General features: G+C 51.9%; 17 protein-coding genes and 4 pseudogenes. 15 read left to right on the forward strand and 6 right to left on the reverse strand.

Annotated elements, in window-relative coordinates; genetic code table 11:
• Positions 1–92: 92 nt before the first annotated feature.
• Complete coding sequence (locus NSQ51_RS04725) at positions 93–2,225, reverse strand: ATP-dependent Clp protease ATP-binding subunit (RefSeq protein WP_121650091.1); 2,133 nt, start codon at positions 2,223–2,225, stop codon at positions 93–95.
• Positions 2,226–2,492: 267 nt separating this feature from the next.
• Between NSQ51_RS04725 and NSQ51_RS04730 the strand changes: the two genes are divergently transcribed.
• Positions 2,493–3,239 (forward strand): FixH family protein, encoded by a 747-nt coding sequence (locus tag NSQ51_RS04730; RefSeq protein WP_033015863.1) that lies wholly within the window; start codon positions 2,493–2,495, stop codon positions 3,237–3,239.
• Between the two features lie 168 nt (positions 3,240–3,407).
• Positions 3,408–4,445 carry a hypothetical protein gene (locus NSQ51_RS04735; protein ID WP_183084019.1) on the forward strand — a complete coding sequence of 346 codons (1,038 nt, stop codon included), beginning with the start codon at positions 3,408–3,410 and terminating at the stop codon, positions 4,443–4,445.
• A 173-nt stretch (positions 4,446–4,618) separates the two neighbouring features.
• Here NSQ51_RS04735 and NSQ51_RS04740 read toward each other — a convergent pair whose 3' ends face one another.
• Positions 4,619–4,822, reverse strand: a complete 204-nt coding sequence (locus NSQ51_RS04740) for a hypothetical protein (RefSeq protein WP_033015868.1) — start codon at positions 4,820–4,822, stop codon at positions 4,619–4,621.
• 139 nt (positions 4,823–4,961) lie between these two features.
• Here NSQ51_RS04740 and NSQ51_RS04745 point away from each other — a divergent pair.
• The 8 genes and pseudogenes from NSQ51_RS04745 (at position 4,962) to NSQ51_RS04780 (ending at position 12,008) form a co-directional block, all read left to right on the forward strand.
• Positions 4,962–6,476 (forward strand): annotated as a pseudogene (locus tag NSQ51_RS04745) (spore germination protein).
• 11 nt (positions 6,477–6,487) lie between these two features.
• Positions 6,488–7,573 carry a Ger(x)C family spore germination protein gene (locus NSQ51_RS04750; RefSeq protein WP_049625070.1) on the forward strand — a complete coding sequence of 362 codons (1,086 nt, stop codon included), beginning with the start codon at positions 6,488–6,490 and terminating at the stop codon, positions 7,571–7,573.
• Between the two features lie 26 nt (positions 7,574–7,599).
• Positions 7,600–8,712 (forward strand): GerAB/ArcD/ProY family transporter, encoded by a 1,113-nt coding sequence (locus tag NSQ51_RS04755; RefSeq protein WP_049625069.1) that lies wholly within the window; start codon positions 7,600–7,602, stop codon positions 8,710–8,712.
• A 171-nt stretch (positions 8,713–8,883) separates the two neighbouring features.
• Complete coding sequence (gene queC, locus NSQ51_RS04760; protein ID WP_033015873.1) at positions 8,884–9,555, forward strand: 7-cyano-7-deazaguanine synthase QueC; 672 nt, start codon at positions 8,884–8,886, stop codon at positions 9,553–9,555.
• Complete coding sequence (queD, locus tag NSQ51_RS04765) at positions 9,552–9,989, forward strand: 6-carboxytetrahydropterin synthase QueD (protein ID WP_033015875.1); 438 nt, start codon at positions 9,552–9,554, stop codon at positions 9,987–9,989. The genes queC and queD overlap by 4 nt, the downstream gene beginning before the upstream one ends.
• Positions 9,989–10,723: a 7-carboxy-7-deazaguanine synthase QueE gene (gene queE, locus NSQ51_RS04770; protein WP_033015876.1), complete on the forward strand. Its 735-nt coding sequence runs from the start codon at positions 9,989–9,991 to the stop codon at positions 10,721–10,723. The genes queD and queE overlap by 1 nt, the downstream gene beginning before the upstream one ends.
• Positions 10,724–10,775: 52 nt before the next feature.
• Positions 10,776–11,273 carry a preQ(1) synthase gene (gene queF / locus NSQ51_RS04775; RefSeq protein ID WP_025948364.1) on the forward strand — a complete coding sequence of 166 codons (498 nt, stop codon included), beginning with the start codon at positions 10,776–10,778 and terminating at the stop codon, positions 11,271–11,273.
• A gap of 51 nt (positions 11,274–11,324) precedes the next feature.
• Positions 11,325–12,008, forward strand: a complete 684-nt coding sequence (locus NSQ51_RS04780) for an NAD(P)H-binding protein (RefSeq protein ID WP_033015878.1) — start codon at positions 11,325–11,327, stop codon at positions 12,006–12,008.
• Positions 12,009–12,040: 32 nt separating this feature from the next.
• On the opposite strand, the gene NSQ51_RS04785 is transcribed toward NSQ51_RS04780, so the two are convergent.
• From NSQ51_RS04785 to NSQ51_RS04795, 3 genes are all read right to left on the reverse strand, one after another.
• Positions 12,041–12,220, reverse strand: a complete 180-nt coding sequence (locus NSQ51_RS04785) for a DUF2187 family protein (protein ID WP_033005507.1) — start codon at positions 12,218–12,220, stop codon at positions 12,041–12,043.
• A 231-nt stretch (positions 12,221–12,451) separates the two neighbouring features.
• Positions 12,452–13,036, reverse strand: a complete 585-nt coding sequence (locus NSQ51_RS04790; protein ID WP_033015879.1) for a cell wall hydrolase — start codon at positions 13,034–13,036, stop codon at positions 12,452–12,454.
• A gap of 194 nt (positions 13,037–13,230) precedes the next feature.
• Positions 13,231–13,425, reverse strand: a complete 195-nt coding sequence (locus NSQ51_RS04795; protein ID WP_033015881.1) for a hypothetical protein — start codon at positions 13,423–13,425, stop codon at positions 13,231–13,233.
• Between the two features lie 171 nt (positions 13,426–13,596).
• On the opposite strand from NSQ51_RS04795, the gene NSQ51_RS04800 reads away from it, so the two are divergent.
• From NSQ51_RS04800 to NSQ51_RS04815, 4 genes and pseudogenes are all read left to right on the forward strand, one after another.
• Entirely contained in the window at positions 13,597–14,259 is a 663-nt protein-coding gene (locus NSQ51_RS04800; protein ID WP_033015882.1) for a hypothetical protein, read from the forward strand.
• Between the two features lie 253 nt (positions 14,260–14,512).
• Positions 14,513–14,650: pseudogene (locus NSQ51_RS04805) on the forward strand (SDR family NAD(P)-dependent oxidoreductase); the annotation flags it as partial.
• A gap of 50 nt (positions 14,651–14,700) precedes the next feature.
• The gene (locus NSQ51_RS04810; RefSeq protein ID WP_033010762.1) at positions 14,701–14,946 is read left to right on the forward strand and encodes a YueH family protein; all 246 of its coding nucleotides are present in this window, start codon (positions 14,701–14,703) and stop codon (positions 14,944–14,946) included.
• Between the two features lie 50 nt (positions 14,947–14,996).
• Positions 14,997–15,311, forward strand: a pseudogene (locus NSQ51_RS04815) (ATP-binding protein); the annotation flags it as partial.
• Positions 15,312–15,368: 57 nt separating this feature from the next.
• Here the strand turns inward: NSQ51_RS04815 and NSQ51_RS04820 are convergent.
• Positions 15,369–15,497 carry a hypothetical protein gene (locus tag NSQ51_RS04820; protein ID WP_255350130.1) on the reverse strand — a complete coding sequence of 43 codons (129 nt, stop codon included), beginning with the start codon at positions 15,495–15,497 and terminating at the stop codon, positions 15,369–15,371.
• 239 nt (positions 15,498–15,736) lie between these two features.
• On the opposite strand from NSQ51_RS04820, the pseudogene NSQ51_RS04825 reads away from it, so the two are divergent.
• Positions 15,737–16,927 (forward strand): annotated as a pseudogene (locus NSQ51_RS04825) (ISL3 family transposase).
• Positions 16,928–16,962: the final 35 nt, after the last annotated feature.

Here is a 16,962-nt window from a genome sequence, read left to right on the forward strand (position 1 = left end):
ACACTTCCTCACCCCGAAAACGGGATGGGGCGATGTTCGAGTCATTCGGGTGATGGATGATATAGGTGTGCGCGTTGGGCGTTAAGCTACAATTAGGCGATTTCCGCCACAATGGCATTGTCCTTGACATCGATACGGATCGCACGCACCGATTGATCCGCGTCAAGCAGGCAGTCGGCGATGTTGTCTTCGACATGCTCTTGGATGACGCGGCGGAGCGGGCGGGCGCCGAAGGCCGGATGGTAGCCAAGTTCGGCCAGTTTTTCTTTCGCCGCTTCGGTCACTTCGAGTTCGATGCCTTGTTCGCGCATCGCTGCTTTGACGTCAGCGAGCATTAAGTCGACGATCTCAAGCAAGTGTGCTTTTTCGAGCGGCTTGAACTCGATGATGGCGTCGAAGCGGTTCAAAAATTCCGGCTTGAAGTAGGCGCTCAAAGAGTCAAGGACGCTTGTTTGCCCGTTGCCCTCTTTTTCAAAGCCGACGGTGATTTTTTTGTCGGTCACCCCAGCGTTGCTTGTCGCGATGATGACCGTGTCTTTGAAGCTGACGGTGCGGCCTTGGCTGTCGGTTAAGCGGCCGTCTTCCAAAATTTGCAAGAAGATGTGCTGTACATCCGGGTGCGCCTTTTCAATCTCGTCAAGCAAGATGATGCTGTACGGGTTGCGGCGCACTTTTTCCGTCAGCTGGCCGGCTTCTTCAAAGCCGACATAGCCCGGCGGCGAACCGATCAGCTTCGAGACGGAATGTTTCTCCATGTATTCGCTCATATCGAGGCGAATCATGGCGTCTTTTGTGCCAAACAGCTCTTCAGCGAGCGTTTTGGCGAGCTCCGTTTTCCCGACGCCGGTCGGGCCGACGAACAAGAACGAACCGATCGGGCGGTGTTTCGCTTTCAAGCCGGCGCGGCTGCGGCGAATGGCTTTGGCGACTTTTTTCACCGCTTCCGCTTGGCCGATCACTTTTTTCGCCAAGTGTTCTTCAAGATGTTTCATTTTTTCTTTTTCATCGGCTTGCAGCTTGCCGACCGGGATGCCGGTTTTCTCGGCGATGATTTGTTCGATGTCGGCGGCATCGACGACAGGGCGTTCTTGGTTGACGCCTTGCTCGAGTTGTTTTTCGAGCTTCAGCTCTTCATCGCGCAGTTTCGCCGCCAATTCGTAGTTTTCTTCTTTCGCCGCTTGTTCTTTTTCTTTCGCGATTTGCATCAACCGCTCTTGCAGTTGTTTTTCATCGGTCGGACCGAGGCGCAAGTTCGCTTTCGAGCCGGCCTCGTCAAGCAAGTCGATCGCCTTGTCCGGGAGGAAGCGGTCTTGAATGTAGCGGTGCGACAGTTTCACGCACGCTTCGATCGCTTCATCCGTATAGCGGACATGGTGGAATTGTTCGTATTTCGGCTGGATGCCTTTTAAGATGACGATCGCTTCCTCAACGGTCGGCTCGTGGACGATGACCGGTTGGAAGCGGCGCTCAAGAGCCGTGTCTTTTTCAATTTGCCGGTATTCTTTGAGCGTCGTCGCCCCAACGACTTGCAGTTCCCCGCGGGCGAGCGCCGGTTTTAAAATATTGCCGGCGTCCATCGAGCCTTCAGCGGCGCCAGCGCCGACGAGCAGGTGGATTTCGTCAATGAACAAGATGATGTTTTTCCGCTCTTGCAATTCGGCGATGAGCCGTTTCATCCGCTCTTCAAATTGACCGCGGATGCCGGTGTTGGCGACAAGCGACGCCACATCAAGCAAGTACACGTCTTTGTTCAATAGTTTTTCCGGCACTTGCCCTTCGGCGATTTTCAGCGCGAGCCCTTCAACGATGGCTGTTTTCCCGACACCCGGCTCCCCGATCAACACCGGGTTGTTTTTGTTGCGGCGGTTTAAAATTTCGATCACGCGGGCGATTTCTTTGTCGCGGCCGATGACCGGATCGATCAAGCCCGCTTTGGCCATTTGCGTCAAGTTGCGGCCGAATTGATCCAAAAATCCACCGCCATGGCTTTGCGGGCGTTTCGCCATCGTTTTCGGCGCGCTCATTCCGGCGTTGGCGGCTGTGAACGGGCTAGTAAAGAAGTCATCAAAGGAAAACGGCGAAAAGCCGAAGTTCATTGGAATGGACAGTTGTTGTTTTTGCTTTTCATAGCATTCATGGCACAGGTGAAGTTGTTGTTTTTCCCCGTTCCATTGCAAGTTGACAAACACTGTTGCTTCACGTTGTTGGCATGCTTGGCAGCGCATGAGGCATACCCCCTTTTCTCTTATTCGGGATTTGACTTTGACTTTCTTTGACCTTCCGACTTTATTATACTTTGACCTTTTTTGACTTTCAAGTGTTTTGTACAAAAAAATTGTGATAACGATGAAATGTTTTTGAAAAAATGGTGAATACTAATGTAGTTGCGGCAAAACTATGATAGAGTGAAAAACAGAAAAAGAGGCGGAAAAGACTCCGTCTTTGGTGCTCATGATGATCATGAATTTGAAGGAAAAAGGAGAAAGGTGAAGATGAGAAGACAGGTTGGTTTCGCGTTTGCTGTTGTACTTTTGGGGATGATGATCATGGTTGCTTGTACAAATCACAACAAGAAAGCCGAGACGCCGGCCGTGCTTGACGTGAAAATCGATGCGCCGGATCATATCGATTTGAACAAGCCGACCAAGCTCGCCTGCGTCGTGACGTACGGCGGTGAAAAAGTGGACGATGCGAGCGAAGTCAAGTTTGAAGTATGGAAACACGGAAGCAGCGAGCGGGAAATGCTTGAAGCGAAGCATGACGGCGATGGCCGCTACTCGGTGGAAAAAACGTTTACCCAAGCGGGAACATATTCGGTCGTCGCCCATGTGACGGCGCGCGATATGCATAACATGCCGAAAAAAGATATTGTCGCCGGCAACCCGGAACAGGCGGCGACGGCCGACGGTGCGAGCGAAAATTCCCAAGGCAGTGCTGAAGAACACCATCATGGCACCGTCGCCATTTCGCTGTCGTCCCGTTCGTTCGAAGCCGGAAAACCGGCGGCGTTGACCGTCCGCCTCTCCAAAGATGGGAGGCCGTTGACAGGTGCGACCGTTCGTTTTGAGATTTGGCAGGCGGACAATAAGCATGAATTTGTCGATGCAAAGGAAAAAGGAAACGGCGAGTACGAAGCCATGGCCATGTTTGCCAACAAAGGAACGTATTCGGTGAAAGTGCACGTCGAAGGAAGCGGCGGGCTGCACGAACATCAAGTCGAACACGTGACAGTTCATTGATGGAAACGCGATTTCACATCGCATGCCATATTAATGAAGAGAGTTTGCGGTGTGTGAGAAGGCATCTTGTCTCGGATGCCTTCTTTTTTCGTTCTGTCGTCTTTCTTGTCCATGCCGGACATATACATATATATGGAAAAGCAACGGACAAGGAGGGAGATGGAGGATTTGGGCAAGAGACACGATTGGTCGGAGGCGTGGCAAATCGCTGCTGTTTACGTTGGAACGGTGATTGGGGCAGGATTTGCGACCGGAAGAGAGATTATGGAATTTTTCACTCGTTATGGGACGGCTGGAACGGTTGGCATCATCATCAGCGGTTGTTTGTTTATATGGGGGGGCGCGCGGCTCATGGTGATGGCGCGCCGCATTGGAGCCGCGTCCTATGATGAATTGAATCGCTATTTGTTCGGAAGAATGTTGAGTCCGTTTGTGACGCTTGTGATGACGGCGATGATCGCGGGGGTGACGGCGGTGATGATCGCCGGGGCGGGTGCCGTGTTTGAAGAGCAGATCGGCTGGCCGAGACAGGCGGGCGTCACACTGACGCTCGGTTTGGCGCTTCTTGTCATGTTGTTTGACCGCAAAGGGCTGTTTGGCGTCAACGTGTTCGTCGTGCCGATGATGATGATCTTGAGCGTTGCCGTATGGATCAAAATGATGATGGCTGGAGACTTATGCCGGCCGGATATAGCGGCATCGGATTATTCACTGAAGGCAATGTTGTCCCCGTTTTCGTATGCGGCGTTTAACTTGGCGATGGCGCAAGCGGTGTTGGTGCCCGTTGCCCGCGAAGCGGCCAGTGAGCGGGCGGTGAGGCGCGGAGCGATGTTGGGTGGGGGGATCCTAACAGGGTTGTTGCTTCTCAACCATATTGTGTTGCTGTCGTTTCCGCAAAAGGATGGTTACGATATTCCGATGGCCGAAGTAGTTCGTGCGTTTTTTGCCATGCTATATTGGTTGTATGTCGTCGTCATTTACGGAGAAATTTTTACCTCGGTCATCGGCGGCTTGTTTGGGCTTGCCCGTCAAGCGCGCATTTGGGTGCCGATCAGTGGAAAAGGGATCGGCGTGCTGCTCGTGTTGGTGTTTGTCGCGGTCAGCCCGTTTCGCTATGGGGAGTTGTTGTCGTTTCTTTATCCGCTGTTTGGCTACATGAGCCTGATGTTATTGTGGCTCCTTTGGCGCCGCAAGCTGCCGCGTTAGCAAACAGGCCCTTTCGCTTTCCCTGCCTCTTCTGTTCTGGTGCGGGGGTGAAAGGGCTTATTGTTTTTCCGTACACCGCCCACCCAATAGGCATTCCCTCGCTTTCATTGCATTTCGCAAAACGGGGGCTTTTTTCGAGATGGTCCTCCCGCATGCGGATGTTGAAAGCATGATTACGAGCGAAAACGGGCGATCATCGCTTCCAAATTGCGGGCTGCGTCGGCCAGGGCGTCAGCTTCTCCCGCCAGTTCATGAAGAGCGAGTGTTTGCCGCTCGAGCCCCGCCTCCGTCTCTTGCACCATATCGGAAAAGTCGGCCGTTTCTGTCATTTTTTTCAACGCTCGTTTCGACCGACGCTGTTTCGTCAGTTCGCTCATAGACGATTCTCTTTTTTTATTTATCTATTTTCAATAATATATAGAATATTTTGTCTAATCAATAAGATGAAAGGGGGATGCATAAAAATATCGATCGATTGGAAGACTATGCCGTAAACGGAAAGGCGAGGGGATGTTCGTGGGTTTATTCTCATTTTGGAAAAAAAAGAAAAAACGCCCCCCTCAGCGGCCCATTTCGCAGCTTTGGGAAACGCTGCGGCAATCGAGCGATTTTGTCGAAGTGTCGTTTGTTGTGGGAGGCAAGGAGCTGTCGATTTATTATTTTGATTCACTCGTCGATCCGCAAGTGCTGCAAGAGCGGATTCTTTGCCATTTGCAAAACGACATTCCAAACCATCCGACGGTCCGCTTGGAAGACTTGTAGCAAATCGTGCCGATTCTGCGCATTGAAGTGAGCGAAGACACGGCGCTGATTGAAGAGAAGGTGCTGAAAGGGTTTGTCGCGGTCACCTTCCGCGAGCAACCGAACAAAGCGGCGCTCATGGGCGCCGCCGCCGAAAATTTAGGGCTTCGGGAAAACAATGATTCGGAAAACGAATTCAGCGTCGTTGGGCCCAAAGTCGGATTTGTGGAAAATGTCGGCGTCAACTTGCATCTCATCCGCCGGCAAGTGGTGACGCCGAATCTTGTCTTTCGGGAAATGTCGATTGGTTCGGTGTCGAAAACGAAAGTGGTCATCGCCTACATCGATGGCGTCGCCAATCCGGAAGTCGTTCAAACGGTGACGCAGCGGCTTGAGTCCATTCATTTTGACGTCGTGTTTGACAACGCCATTTTGGATCAGCTGCTCGCGGACAATTCACGGACGCCGTTTCCTCTTTTTATCTCGACCGAGCGGATCGACCGGACCATCTATGCGCTTGTGTCGGGTCAGGTGGCCATTTTTTGCGACGGCTCCCCGTATGCCGTGATTGGCCCCGCCGCTCTTTTCGATTTTTTTACGTCGCCGGAAGACTATTATTTGCCATGGGTGCTCGGCACGTTTTTGCGGCTCATTCGGTTTTTCGGCGTTGCGTTCTCGGTGTTAGCGTCGCCGATTTATGTGGCGGTGCTGACGTATCATTATGAAATGATTCCCGAAGACTTGCTCGGTCCGATCATTTATTCCCGCTCGAACGTGCCGTTTCCGCCGATGCTCGAGGTGCTGTTTTTGGAAATTACGATCGAGCTGTTGCGCGAGGCCGGGGCGCGGCTGCCGACGAAAGTCGCACAAACGCTCGGGATTGTCGGCGGGATTGTCATCGGGCAAGCAACCGTTGATGCCGGGCTGACGAGTACGTTTTTGTTGATTGTCGTCGCGTTGGCGGCGCTCGCTACGTTTACAACGCCGATTTTCAAAATGTCCAACACGATCCGGTTCATTCGGTTTCCGTTTATTTTGTTTGCTGCATGTTGGGGCGGGATCGGCATTATCTTTGCCGTCTGCGGGCTGCTCATTCATTTAGGGCGGCTGCAGTCGTTTGGCTATCCGTATTTGCTGCCGTTTTATCCATTTCGTGTGCGCAGCTTCCGCGATACATTCGTTCGTTCGCCATACAGTGAAACGGCGGAGCGGCCGATGTTTCTTCGTCCGCGGTCGCGGTTTCGTTACGATCCGAATGCGGCGAAGCAAAAACGCGATATTGATGAGTAAGGGGGATCGTGATGAGGCGTGGGCTTCTATGGCTCGGTGCGCTGCTGTTGCTTGGCGGCTGCGCCAGTTTGCGGCCGATTGATGAAATTCAAATTATCCAACAGATGGGGTATGATTTCGAGAACGGCCGCTACACGGGCACCGCGGTGTACCCGACGTTCAAGCAAGGGCCGATGACAAAGCCGAATATGCTGACGACGACGTCGCCGACGGTCTACGACTTGATTCCGCGCCTGTCATCGAAATCCGCGCTGTCGGTTGAGGAAGGGCAGCTGCGCTTGATTTTGTTCGGCAAGGAGTTTGCCAGGCGGGGGGTGACGCAATTTACGCACAGCCTCGCGCGCAACAACAAAGTTGGCAGTCATTTGCTGCTTGGCGTGGCGGAAGAAAGCGCGAAGGAGCTGCTGAAAATCGAGGTGAACAAGACGCTTAGCGATACGTTGTATTTGCCGAATCTGGTGGAGCAGAATGAGCAGTCGATGAACTTGCCGAAAACGAATTTGCACTTGTTTTTGTATCGCTATTTTTCCCCAGGAAGCGATCCGTTTTTGCCGTATTTTGAGAAAAAAGGAGATTTCGCCAAGCTTGAAGGGGTCGCGTTGTTTCGCGACGACCGATACGTGGGGCATGTGAGTTTGCGTGATTCGTTTTTAATGAAAATTTTGCTTGGAGAAACGAAAAACGGCGTCTACCAGCTGAAGGTTGGGAATCGCGGGAAACAGGGCGAGGATCGGGTGATGCTGCAAAACTTATGGGCGAAGCCGAAATATGAATGGAAGCGTGATGGAGGCCGCCATGTGCTTGATGTGTTCGTCCATATCCATGCGTCGGTGAGGGATTACCCGTCATGGCTCGATCAGCCGGGTCAAGATTTGTTTGCTGATGTGAAGAAAAAAATGCAAAACGAATTGGAGCATAATATGCGTCGGTTATTCCGTTATTTTCAGAAAAAACGGATTGACCCGCTCGGCATCGGCGATTTTGTTCGCAGTGTGACAAGACATTGGGATTCCGACGCGTTTTACCGTGAATACCCGGAACTAGACATCCGCCCGCACGTCACGGTGGATATCGTCCATACCGGCATTGGCGAATAAGACGGGGAACATGAGGAGGGATTAGGATGAAGCAGGCCATTCAGGAACGGTTTCTCATCTCCCCGTTTCTTGTGTTTTTTGTCATTCATGCTACGCAAGTTGGGGTCGGGGCACTCAATTTTCAGCGTCCACTGATGAAAGAGGCGGGGCAGGATGCCTGGATGGCAGTCTTAATGGCCGGGCTGTCGGCGCACGTGTTGATTTGGCTCATGTATCGGCTGCTGTCGCATTTGCCATCAGGCGGAGACCTCGTGTCGCTTCATGAACAGTACTTCGGGCGGTGGATCGGCGGGGTGCTGAGCCTTGGACTTCTTTTTTACTACGCGTTGGCGGCGTTTATGGTGCTTCAATCATACATTGAAGTCATTAAAGTATGGGTGTTCCCGTTGATGGGGGCGTGGCAGTTCAGCCTTATGTTTTTGCTGATGACGTATTATGTCGTCTCCGGCGGGTTTCGCGTCGTTGTCGGCTTATGCGTTTGGGGGGTGGTGATTCCGCTGTTGACGATTTTTCCGATGGTTTTCTTTCCGCTTGAGTATGCTCAATACCGGAATTTATTGCCGGTGTTCGACCATTCGTTTGGGCAATTGGCAAAAGCATCGAAAGAGATGGTGCTGCAATATTTAGGGTTTGAAATGCTGCTGATGTATTACCCGTTTTTAAAACAGGCTCCGTCCTCGCAAAAGTGGGCGCATGCGGCCAACGCATTTACGATGTTCATTTATTTTGTTTTGATCCTTATCTCCATCGTGTTTTATAACAAAGAGCAAATTCAGCATATTACATGGCCGACGCTGACGATGGCCAAAATTCCGGAAGTGCCGTTTATCGAGCGGATGGAGTATATTGTCATCTCGATTTATGTGCTTGTTGTGTTCCCGATCATCGCGGTCTCTATTTGGGCGGTGACGCGCGTGATCAAACAGCTGTTTGCTGTTCAGCAGCGCCGTTCGCTTCCGGTGCTGCTCGCTTGCTTGTTTGTCGGGGGAATGTTTTTTCAGGAGAAGATACATATTGAGCAGTTGACGGAATGGACAGCGAAGGCGGGATTTTATCTTGTCGCGGTGTATGTTCCGCTCCTGTATGTGTACGTATGGGTGGCGGAAAAAGTGAAAAAGGCGCTACAACAAAAGCCATAAGTATGGTATAGTAAAGAAGAAAAACAGAAGAATCGCAATTCCGTACGCTTGTACGGGAGAGGTTTCTAGCAAAACCCTCTATAAAAAACTAGGGACGGCTGTATCCTAGGGGTATGGCCTTTTTGTTTTGGAAACCTCTTCTTCTGCTGATTCAGAAGGAGGTTGATTGTGATGAAGATGAAGGAAGAAAAGGCGGTTGTCGTCTTCAGCGGCGGCCAAGACAGCACGACGTGTTTGGTTTGGGCGAAAGAGCAGTTTGGGGAAGTGGAAGCGGTGACGTTTGACTATGGGCAGCGTCATCGCCGCGAAATTGAAGTCGCTCAGGCAATTGCCGCTGAGCTTGGCGTTCGCCATACGGTGCTCGATATGTCGCTGCTTGGGCAATTGGCGCCGAACGCCTTGACGCGTGATGATATCGCCATCGAACAAAAGGAAGGCGAGCTGCCGACGACGTTTGTGGACGGGCGCAATTTGTTGTTTTTATCATTCGCCGCGGTGTTTGCCAAACAACGGGGCGCGCGCCATCTCGTCACCGGAGTGTGCGAAACAGATTTCAGCGGCTATCCGGACTGCCGCGATGTGTTTATCAAATCATTGAACGTCACGCTGAATTTAGCGATGGATTACGAATTTGTCATTCATACGCCGCTCATGTGGCTGACGAAAGCGGAGACGTGGAAGCTCGCGGATGAGCTCGGGGCGCTCGAGTTCATTCGCACGAAGACGCTGACGTGCTATAACGGCATCATCGCCGACGGCTGCGGCGAATGTCCAGCATGCGTGCTGCGCAAGCGCGGATTGGATGACTATTTGCGGGAAAAAGCGGGGGTGGAAGCACAATGATGCATCAGCTCTATCCTCAAGTTTGGCACGATTACCGTTATGAGTTGAACAAAGATATGCACATCGCCGCCGCCCATTTCATCCCGCACGAAGCGGCCGGAAGCTGCGCAAACGTGCACGGCCACACGTACATCGTCAATGTGACGGTCGCCGGCGATGAGCTTGATGAGAGCGGTTTTTTAGTCAACTTTCAAACGTTAAAACAGCTCGTTCATCGCAAGCTGGACCATACGCTGCTCAACGACCATAGCGATTGGTTTGACGGTCATGACCCGAATCGGTTTCCGACGTCGGAAGTGGTGGCGCGCACGATTTATGAAACGATTCAGCGCTATTTGGATACGCTGCCGCACAAGCCGAAATGTTTGCAAGTGTTTGTCCGCGAAACGTCGACAAGTTATGTCGTCTACCGGCCGAAAGCGGGGGACCGGTAATGGCGCGCACGATTCCGGTGTTGGAGATTTTTGGTCCGACCATCCAAGGAGAGGGAATGGTGATCGGCCAAAAGACGATGTTCGTCCGCACAGCCGGCTGCGATTATCGCTGCCGCTGGTGCGATTCGGCGTTTACGTGGGACGGATCAGCGAAAGACGAGATCGAGCAGTTGACGGCAGACGACATTTGGCGGCGGCTTGAAGCCATGGGCGGCCGCCGCTTCCGCCACGTGACGATTTCAGGCGGCAACCCGCTTCTCATTGCCGCTCTTGGAGAGCTTGTCGCCCTTCTTCACGAAAAAGGGGTGCGCGTTGCGGTTGAAACGCAAGGGAGCCGCTGGCAAGACTGGCTGCTCGATGTAGACGATGTCACCATTTCCCCAAAACCGCCAAGTTCGGGGATGGACACCGACTGGTCGGCGCTCGATCAAATCATGGAACGGCTGCAGGCTGACCAAAGCCGGGTGCGGCGCATCAGCTTGAAAGTCGTCGTCTTTGATGACACCGATTTGGCGTATGCGAAAGAGGTGCACTGCCGCTACCCAGGTGTTCCGTTTTATTTGCAGACAGGAAACGCCGATGTGGCCGATTCAGATGTGGATGCACTCCGCGCGAAGCTTCTCCATCGGTTGGAATGGCTGGTGGAACGAGCCGCCGATTCGGAGGAGCTGGCCGACGTCCACATCCTGCCGCAGCTGCACACGCTTCTTTGGGGAAACAAGCGCGGCGTGTAAAGCGGGGTGCGGCGATTCGCCCGGCAATGAATAATGAGGGAGGAATGAAGGAATGGCAGGAAGAAAAGAGGAAGAATTGAAAGACTTGACGCTGCTTGGCCATCAAGGGACAACGTATTCGTTTACGTACAACCCCAATCTGCTTGAAGTGTTTGACAACAAACATCCTGACCGGGATTATTTCGTGAAGTTCAATTGTCCGGAGTTCACCTCGCTATGTCCCAAAACCGGCCAGCCGGACTTCGCGACGATTTACATCAGCTACATCCCGGACAAAAAATGCGTCGAAAGCAAATCGTTGAAGCTGTATTTGTTCAGCTTCCGCAATCATGGCGACTTTCACGAAGACTGCGTCAACATCATTATGAACGATTTGATTAAAGTCATGGAACCGCGCTATATCGAAGTGTGGGGCAAATTCACCCCGCGCGGCGGCATTTCCATCGATCCGTACTGCAACTGGGGGCGCCCGGGGACGAAATACGAAAAAATGGCGGAATATCGGCTGCTCAACCACGACTTGTATCCAGAAAAAGTCGACAACCGCTAGAGATGAAAAAAGAGGTAGTTTTTTCGCGCCAACTCATATAATGGACAATGAATGTTTGCCTTGGAGGTTTTGGCGTTGGAGCGAAGAACAGCTCTTTTGCTTGGGGCGAGCGGCTTGGTCGGCGGGGAACTGCTCAAGTTGCTGCTTGAGTCGGATTTGTACCGGCAAGTGACCATTTTTGTCCGCACCCCGCTGCCGATTAAACATGAAAAACTGCAGCAAGTCGTCGTCGATTTTGCGCGGCTTGAATCGTATGAGCGGCATTTTTATGTCGATGATGTGTTTTGCTGCCTCGGAACGACGCGGAAAAAGGCGAAAACGAAGCAGCAGTTCATTCAAGTTGACTATGAATATACGCTGCGCGCGGCGGCGTTGGCGGAAAAGTGCCGCGTGAAAAGCTTTTTGACCGTCTCTTCGGTTGGCGCCAACCCGTGTTCGCCGTTTTTTTACCAGCGCGTCAAAGGAGAGGTGGAAGAGGCGTTGCAGCGGCTTTCCATCCCATCGCTTCATATTTTCCGTCCATCGTTGCTCGTCGGCAAGCGTCGGGAGTTCCGCCTTGGCGAGATGCTCGCCGGGTGGCTGTTATGCCGGCTGCCGTTTTTGTTCGTCGGCAAATGGAAAAAATATAAGCCGGTTGACGCCCATCAGCTTGCATTGGCGATGTTTTACCGGGCGGCGTCCGCAGCGAACGGCGTCCACATCTATGAATGTGATGAACTCGCCTGCATTTCGTAAACAAAAAAGAGGCTCTTGACGGCCTCTTTTTTCTATTCAATAATCTTATAATTTTTATGGTTGACCACCGTCCGCTCTTGCAAATCAAGCTCGCGGTAGTTTTTCATATATGTCAAATCGACGATGACCGAGTTTTCGTTCACTTTTTCCACGATGCCGCGCAATCCATTTTTAAATTCAATAATGTCCCCGACTTTTGCTTTTTTCACCATTCTATCATTCCCCTTTTTAAACCGAATATAGTCGTCGGCGGCTAAAACGGGCGTGATCGGCCGAAAAGGCGGCCGGCTGGTGCGCCCTGGCCGTTGTGCCCGCTCTTTATAAAAAGGAGCAGGCGCTTTTTTACTAGTTTGCCTTATTTTTATGCACAAGTAAAGGGGTTTCTTTCCTAAAATCTGATATTTAAAAAAAAACAAGGGGCGAAGCCGTCCCCTTGTTTTCGTCTACTTGGCAAACACATGGTTGCCGATGACGACCGTCACCGGACGGGAGCGCAGCCATTTGCTTTTCGCCGTTTTCGGATTGTAGAAATAGAGCGAGCCGTTTCCTAAACCGCGAAAAGCAAGTGCTTCTTCAACGGCGCGATATGATTCACGGTCAGCGGGTTCATTGATCGTTCCGTTTGCGACCGGCGTGAATGCATAACGGCCGCCAGAGCGCTCATAAATAACAGCGCGGATCGTATCCGGAAAATCCGGATGGTCGACGCGGTTGAGTACGACCGTTGCCACGGCTACTTTCCCGGCGTACGGCTCCCCTTTCGCCTCGGCATGGACGAGGCGAGCGAGCAAGTCTTTTTCCGCCGCTGTAATGCCTGCGTTCGGGATGATCAGTTTTTCGCCAGGATACAGCCGATCGTCTTTTCTATTTTTTTGCATCAGCTGTTTGAGCGGCACGCCGTATTGCTTCGCGATTTTCCAAAGCGTGTCGCCGCGCTTGACAGTGTGGATGGTTGCCGCATCGGCATGGCCGGCACAGAAAAACATTCCGCACAACACCGCCATCACCCATGCTTTTCCTTTTTTCATCCTGATCCCTCCTCTCGTAAACTCGCTACTAGAGTAACAAGGATGGGAAGATGATTCATTATCGAAATAATGGAAAAAGTGCGCGAAGCATTGAAATGACTAGTTTCATAGGAGGAATGGAAATTTCTCCGCAAGCCAAAACATCCGGCTTTCGGGGCGGAAAGCCGGATGTGAAGCCGCAAAGACGGGAACGTTCAGCTGCGCGGAACATCTGTATAGTGATAAATAATGTGACCGCCGCGCTGGGCGATGCCGCGAAATCGTTTAAAATCGGGCTGTTTGACAAGCACGGCGCGAAAAACAGGGAAGTCTTCTTTTTTCACCAGCAGTTCGGAGATGATTCCGTTGCGCAAATCATGGATTTGTTTGGCCGCCAACGTTTCATCCATCTGATTCCCTCCCAACGTCCATGTGAGGTTGCTGCTGTTATTTATCATAGCGCAACCGGCGTTTAGGATAAATACCTATATTTTGGCCGGGCAAACACCCTTTGCTTGTGCCGACATACAATATGGATGGGTACGCGCCCCGACAACTATGAGCGAGAAAGGGAGAGGACAATGAATCATTGGGACCCTCATATGAATGATCCGTTTCTGAACGCCTCAAACCAAGGCGATAAGGCCGAGCGAATGGACAATAATGCACCGCCCGTGGCGCCGCTGCCGACCGCACCAGCGGCAATGCCGACAGCGTATTATTCGCCGGTGACTCCTTATGGCTACTGGTGTCCGCCGGCTGTGCCGATGGCTCCTTTGGTCAGTCCGGCCCACCTTGACAGTCCGGACGAATTTGACAGCCCGGACAGCTCTGATATGATGCCCCCGGCGCCGCCGCTGGGCTTGGGAGCAGTGCCGAATGTGGCTCCGACCTTCGCCTGGCCGGTAGGAGGGGAAGAAAATGCACCGCCGCTGCCCGATGACGGTGGCGTTGCTCCATACGATATGGCAGCTCCGTATGAAGGGGTGGGAGCTCCTGTTGCCGGTATGACGCCCGGCGTCGTTCCTAGTGCGATGCCGATCATGGGTGTCACGCTCGGTGTTGCCCCTAGCATCGCCCCCGGCGCTGTTCCGTATCCTCCGATGTACTATCCGCCGGCTGCGCCGCTGCCATACGCCCCGGCGGCACCGTACGGTTATCCTGCTGCACCGCTGCCGCCGTATTACGGTGGGGTAGCTCCATATGCGCCCGGCCTTCCGGCGCCGTACGGCCCATATCGGTAAACCGTCAAAAAGACCGCTTCCACGCGGTCTTTTTTTATGTTCCACGGGGGACGGGCCCAGCATAGAGGCTCACCGGCTTGCCAGACGGCCGCTTCCCGTACAGGCGCCAGCATCAACCGCATTGTTCCAAACGCTCCCTTATGGCGGCATATATGTGTTCCCATTGCTGTCAATGGTATAATAAGGAACATAGTTTTTCCCTCAAGAGAGGGAGGAAAAGACGAGGTTGGAGAAAAGAAAGGAGAAGAGGCAAATGGGCATGGAGCGGAAAACAGTGATTGTCACCGGCGGAGCGAACGGCATCGGCAAGGCGGTCTCCGCGATGTTTGCCAAACAAGGTGCGAATGTGGCCATCGTGGATCGGGATGTCAAAAAAGGGGAGGCGTTTGCTAAAATAAATGAATATGGAGAACGGCTTTGCAGCAAAGGTGGGAGGCAATGATGAAAATCCGCAAAACGCCGATCATGGACGGGCAAGCCCCGGTCAACGTATATATTTATGAAAACCGGAAAGAGGAATACATCGTTCTAGCCATTCCGGCGCTTGAATGGTCGTTTTCGTTTTCCTATGGGGAAGAGGCCGGAGCGGTAACCGAGCGGCTCGAGGCGTCGCTGCAAAAGCGGCTTGACCATGAACGTGCTGCCGCGTTGACCGCTCAGTTGCTTGCATGGGCGCGAGAAATGTAACTGGGCGGCCGCTTGTGACTTTGCATGTTAGGAGCTCGATGGTGAAGTGTTTAAACGTAATGAAAAACGCCATTGAAGCAATGCCTAGCGGCGGGAGTTTATACGTCCGCGTTTCCGAAGCGGGAGGAACGGTTTATTTGGATATTGCCGACACAGGCATTGGCATTTCCAAAGAGCGCCTGCAAAAAATCGGCGAACCGTTTTTTACGTTGAAAGAAAAAGGGATGGGGCTCGGGATGACAACAAGCATGAAAATTATCCAGGAACATAAAGGGACAATGCAGATCGAGAGCGAAGTCGGAAAAGGGACGATTGTCCATTTGACGCTGCCGTCCGGCTATGCGGCCGACGCCGCAAGCGGCTGACAAAAGAGGCTGCTCCGACCAAACGTGTCCGCGCCCAAGGCGCGGACACGTTCTTGGTTATGAGCGGTTTTTTTTCGCTTGCTTGGCGGTGTCAACGCTGTCTTTGGCCATTTCCGCCTCTGTTTTCGAGACGGTCGGGTTGGCCACTTCTTGGCTTACTTTGTTTTGTCTCCCTTTTTTCGACATGCTTCCCCCTCTTTTCTTCCCATCGGTCACCGCCGGCCGTACATGCGCAAAATGCCATTTAACAACCCATACGCCGCAAGTCCCCCGCCTCTAAGCGAAGCGTAGGCGGGGGATACGCGGCGTCCTTTTTTTACTGGTTCATCACCAAATTTTGTGATTTAGTGACAAAAAAGAGAAAGCACTGACGAGATCCTGGCCATAATGTTAGCGGTGAAATAAACATTAGGGAGGTCTCGTAAGTGCTTTCTATATCACTAGGATTGCCAGAATTTAAAGTGATTAAACACGAACTTCTTTCCTATGGTTATGCGATTCATGTAGAGAAAACAGAGACACAGGAACGTTGCCCTCATTGTGGGTTTGCCACTTCCTCTGTCCACGACAGACGGACAAGAAAAGTACGGGATTTGGCGATTTTCCATCAACCGGTGTACTTGTTCGTAAAGGTAAAGCGCTATCGGTGTTGGAATTGTTCCCAAGTGTTTTCTGCCTCTTTGGAATCGATTCCACCCAATCAACACTACACCAATCGATTTTGTGAGTACTTGTATGAACTTTGCGAAGGCTCCACCATTCAAGAAGTCAGCCGAAAGCACCGTATCCCATATACGACATTGGAACGCATTTATTACTCCATCGCATCGAAAAAAGCAAAAGAGCGCTAAGCAGCGATGGAGGCCTCTTCTCCAAAAGGGATGGTGCTTAGCTTAGATGAAATCGCGGTAAAAAAGGGACATCAGTATGAAACTGTATTGATGGATGCCAGAGCCGGATCGGTCATGGGAATGCATGCCGATCGCCAATGTAACTCCGCCGTTAACTTGTTGAGCCAAAATGGACTGTCGAAAGAAATGGTCCAAACGGTGATTCTTGACATGTGGGAACCTTATCATAAGGCGGTTCGCGCCCTGTTTCCATCTGCTTCGATTGTCATCGATAAGTACCATGTGGTTCAAAAAGTGACACAAGCCTTGGATCAAGCAAGAAAGGAATTTTCTCCATTGAAAAAGGCTCGATATCTTCTCTTAAAAGGCTGTGAAAAGCTTCGTAAGGACCAACGGCTTCGATTAGACGATATCTTGGAGGAGTATCCGGTACTTTCCATTGCTTATTATCTGAAAGAGTTGTTTCGGGATTTTTACCGAACCGATGGATATAACGAAGCAAAGGAACGCTTAGAAGAATGGATTGGGTTAGCCAAACAGAGCCCTTTTGCTTCTTTTCAGGAAGCAGCCAACACGCTTGAAAGGTGGAAGGAGCCTATTCTTTCCTACTTTTTGTGCCCATATACGAATGCCCGAATCTAGGGGACGAATCACAAGATCAAAAACATCAAACGCCGGGCATATGGCTATCGAAATCTAGAACGGTTTCGTTTGCGTGTATTTCTGGAGTGTACAGGGAACACTACAGGTAGTCAGGCTGCCTAAGCGCTCCCTTCTTCCGCTATCGGTATGATAGTTGG

Source organism: Geobacillus sp. FSL K6-0789 (genome assembly GCF_038593135.1).
GTDB classification, from domain to species: Bacteria; Bacillota; Bacilli; order Bacillales; family Anoxybacillaceae; genus Geobacillus; species Geobacillus stearothermophilus.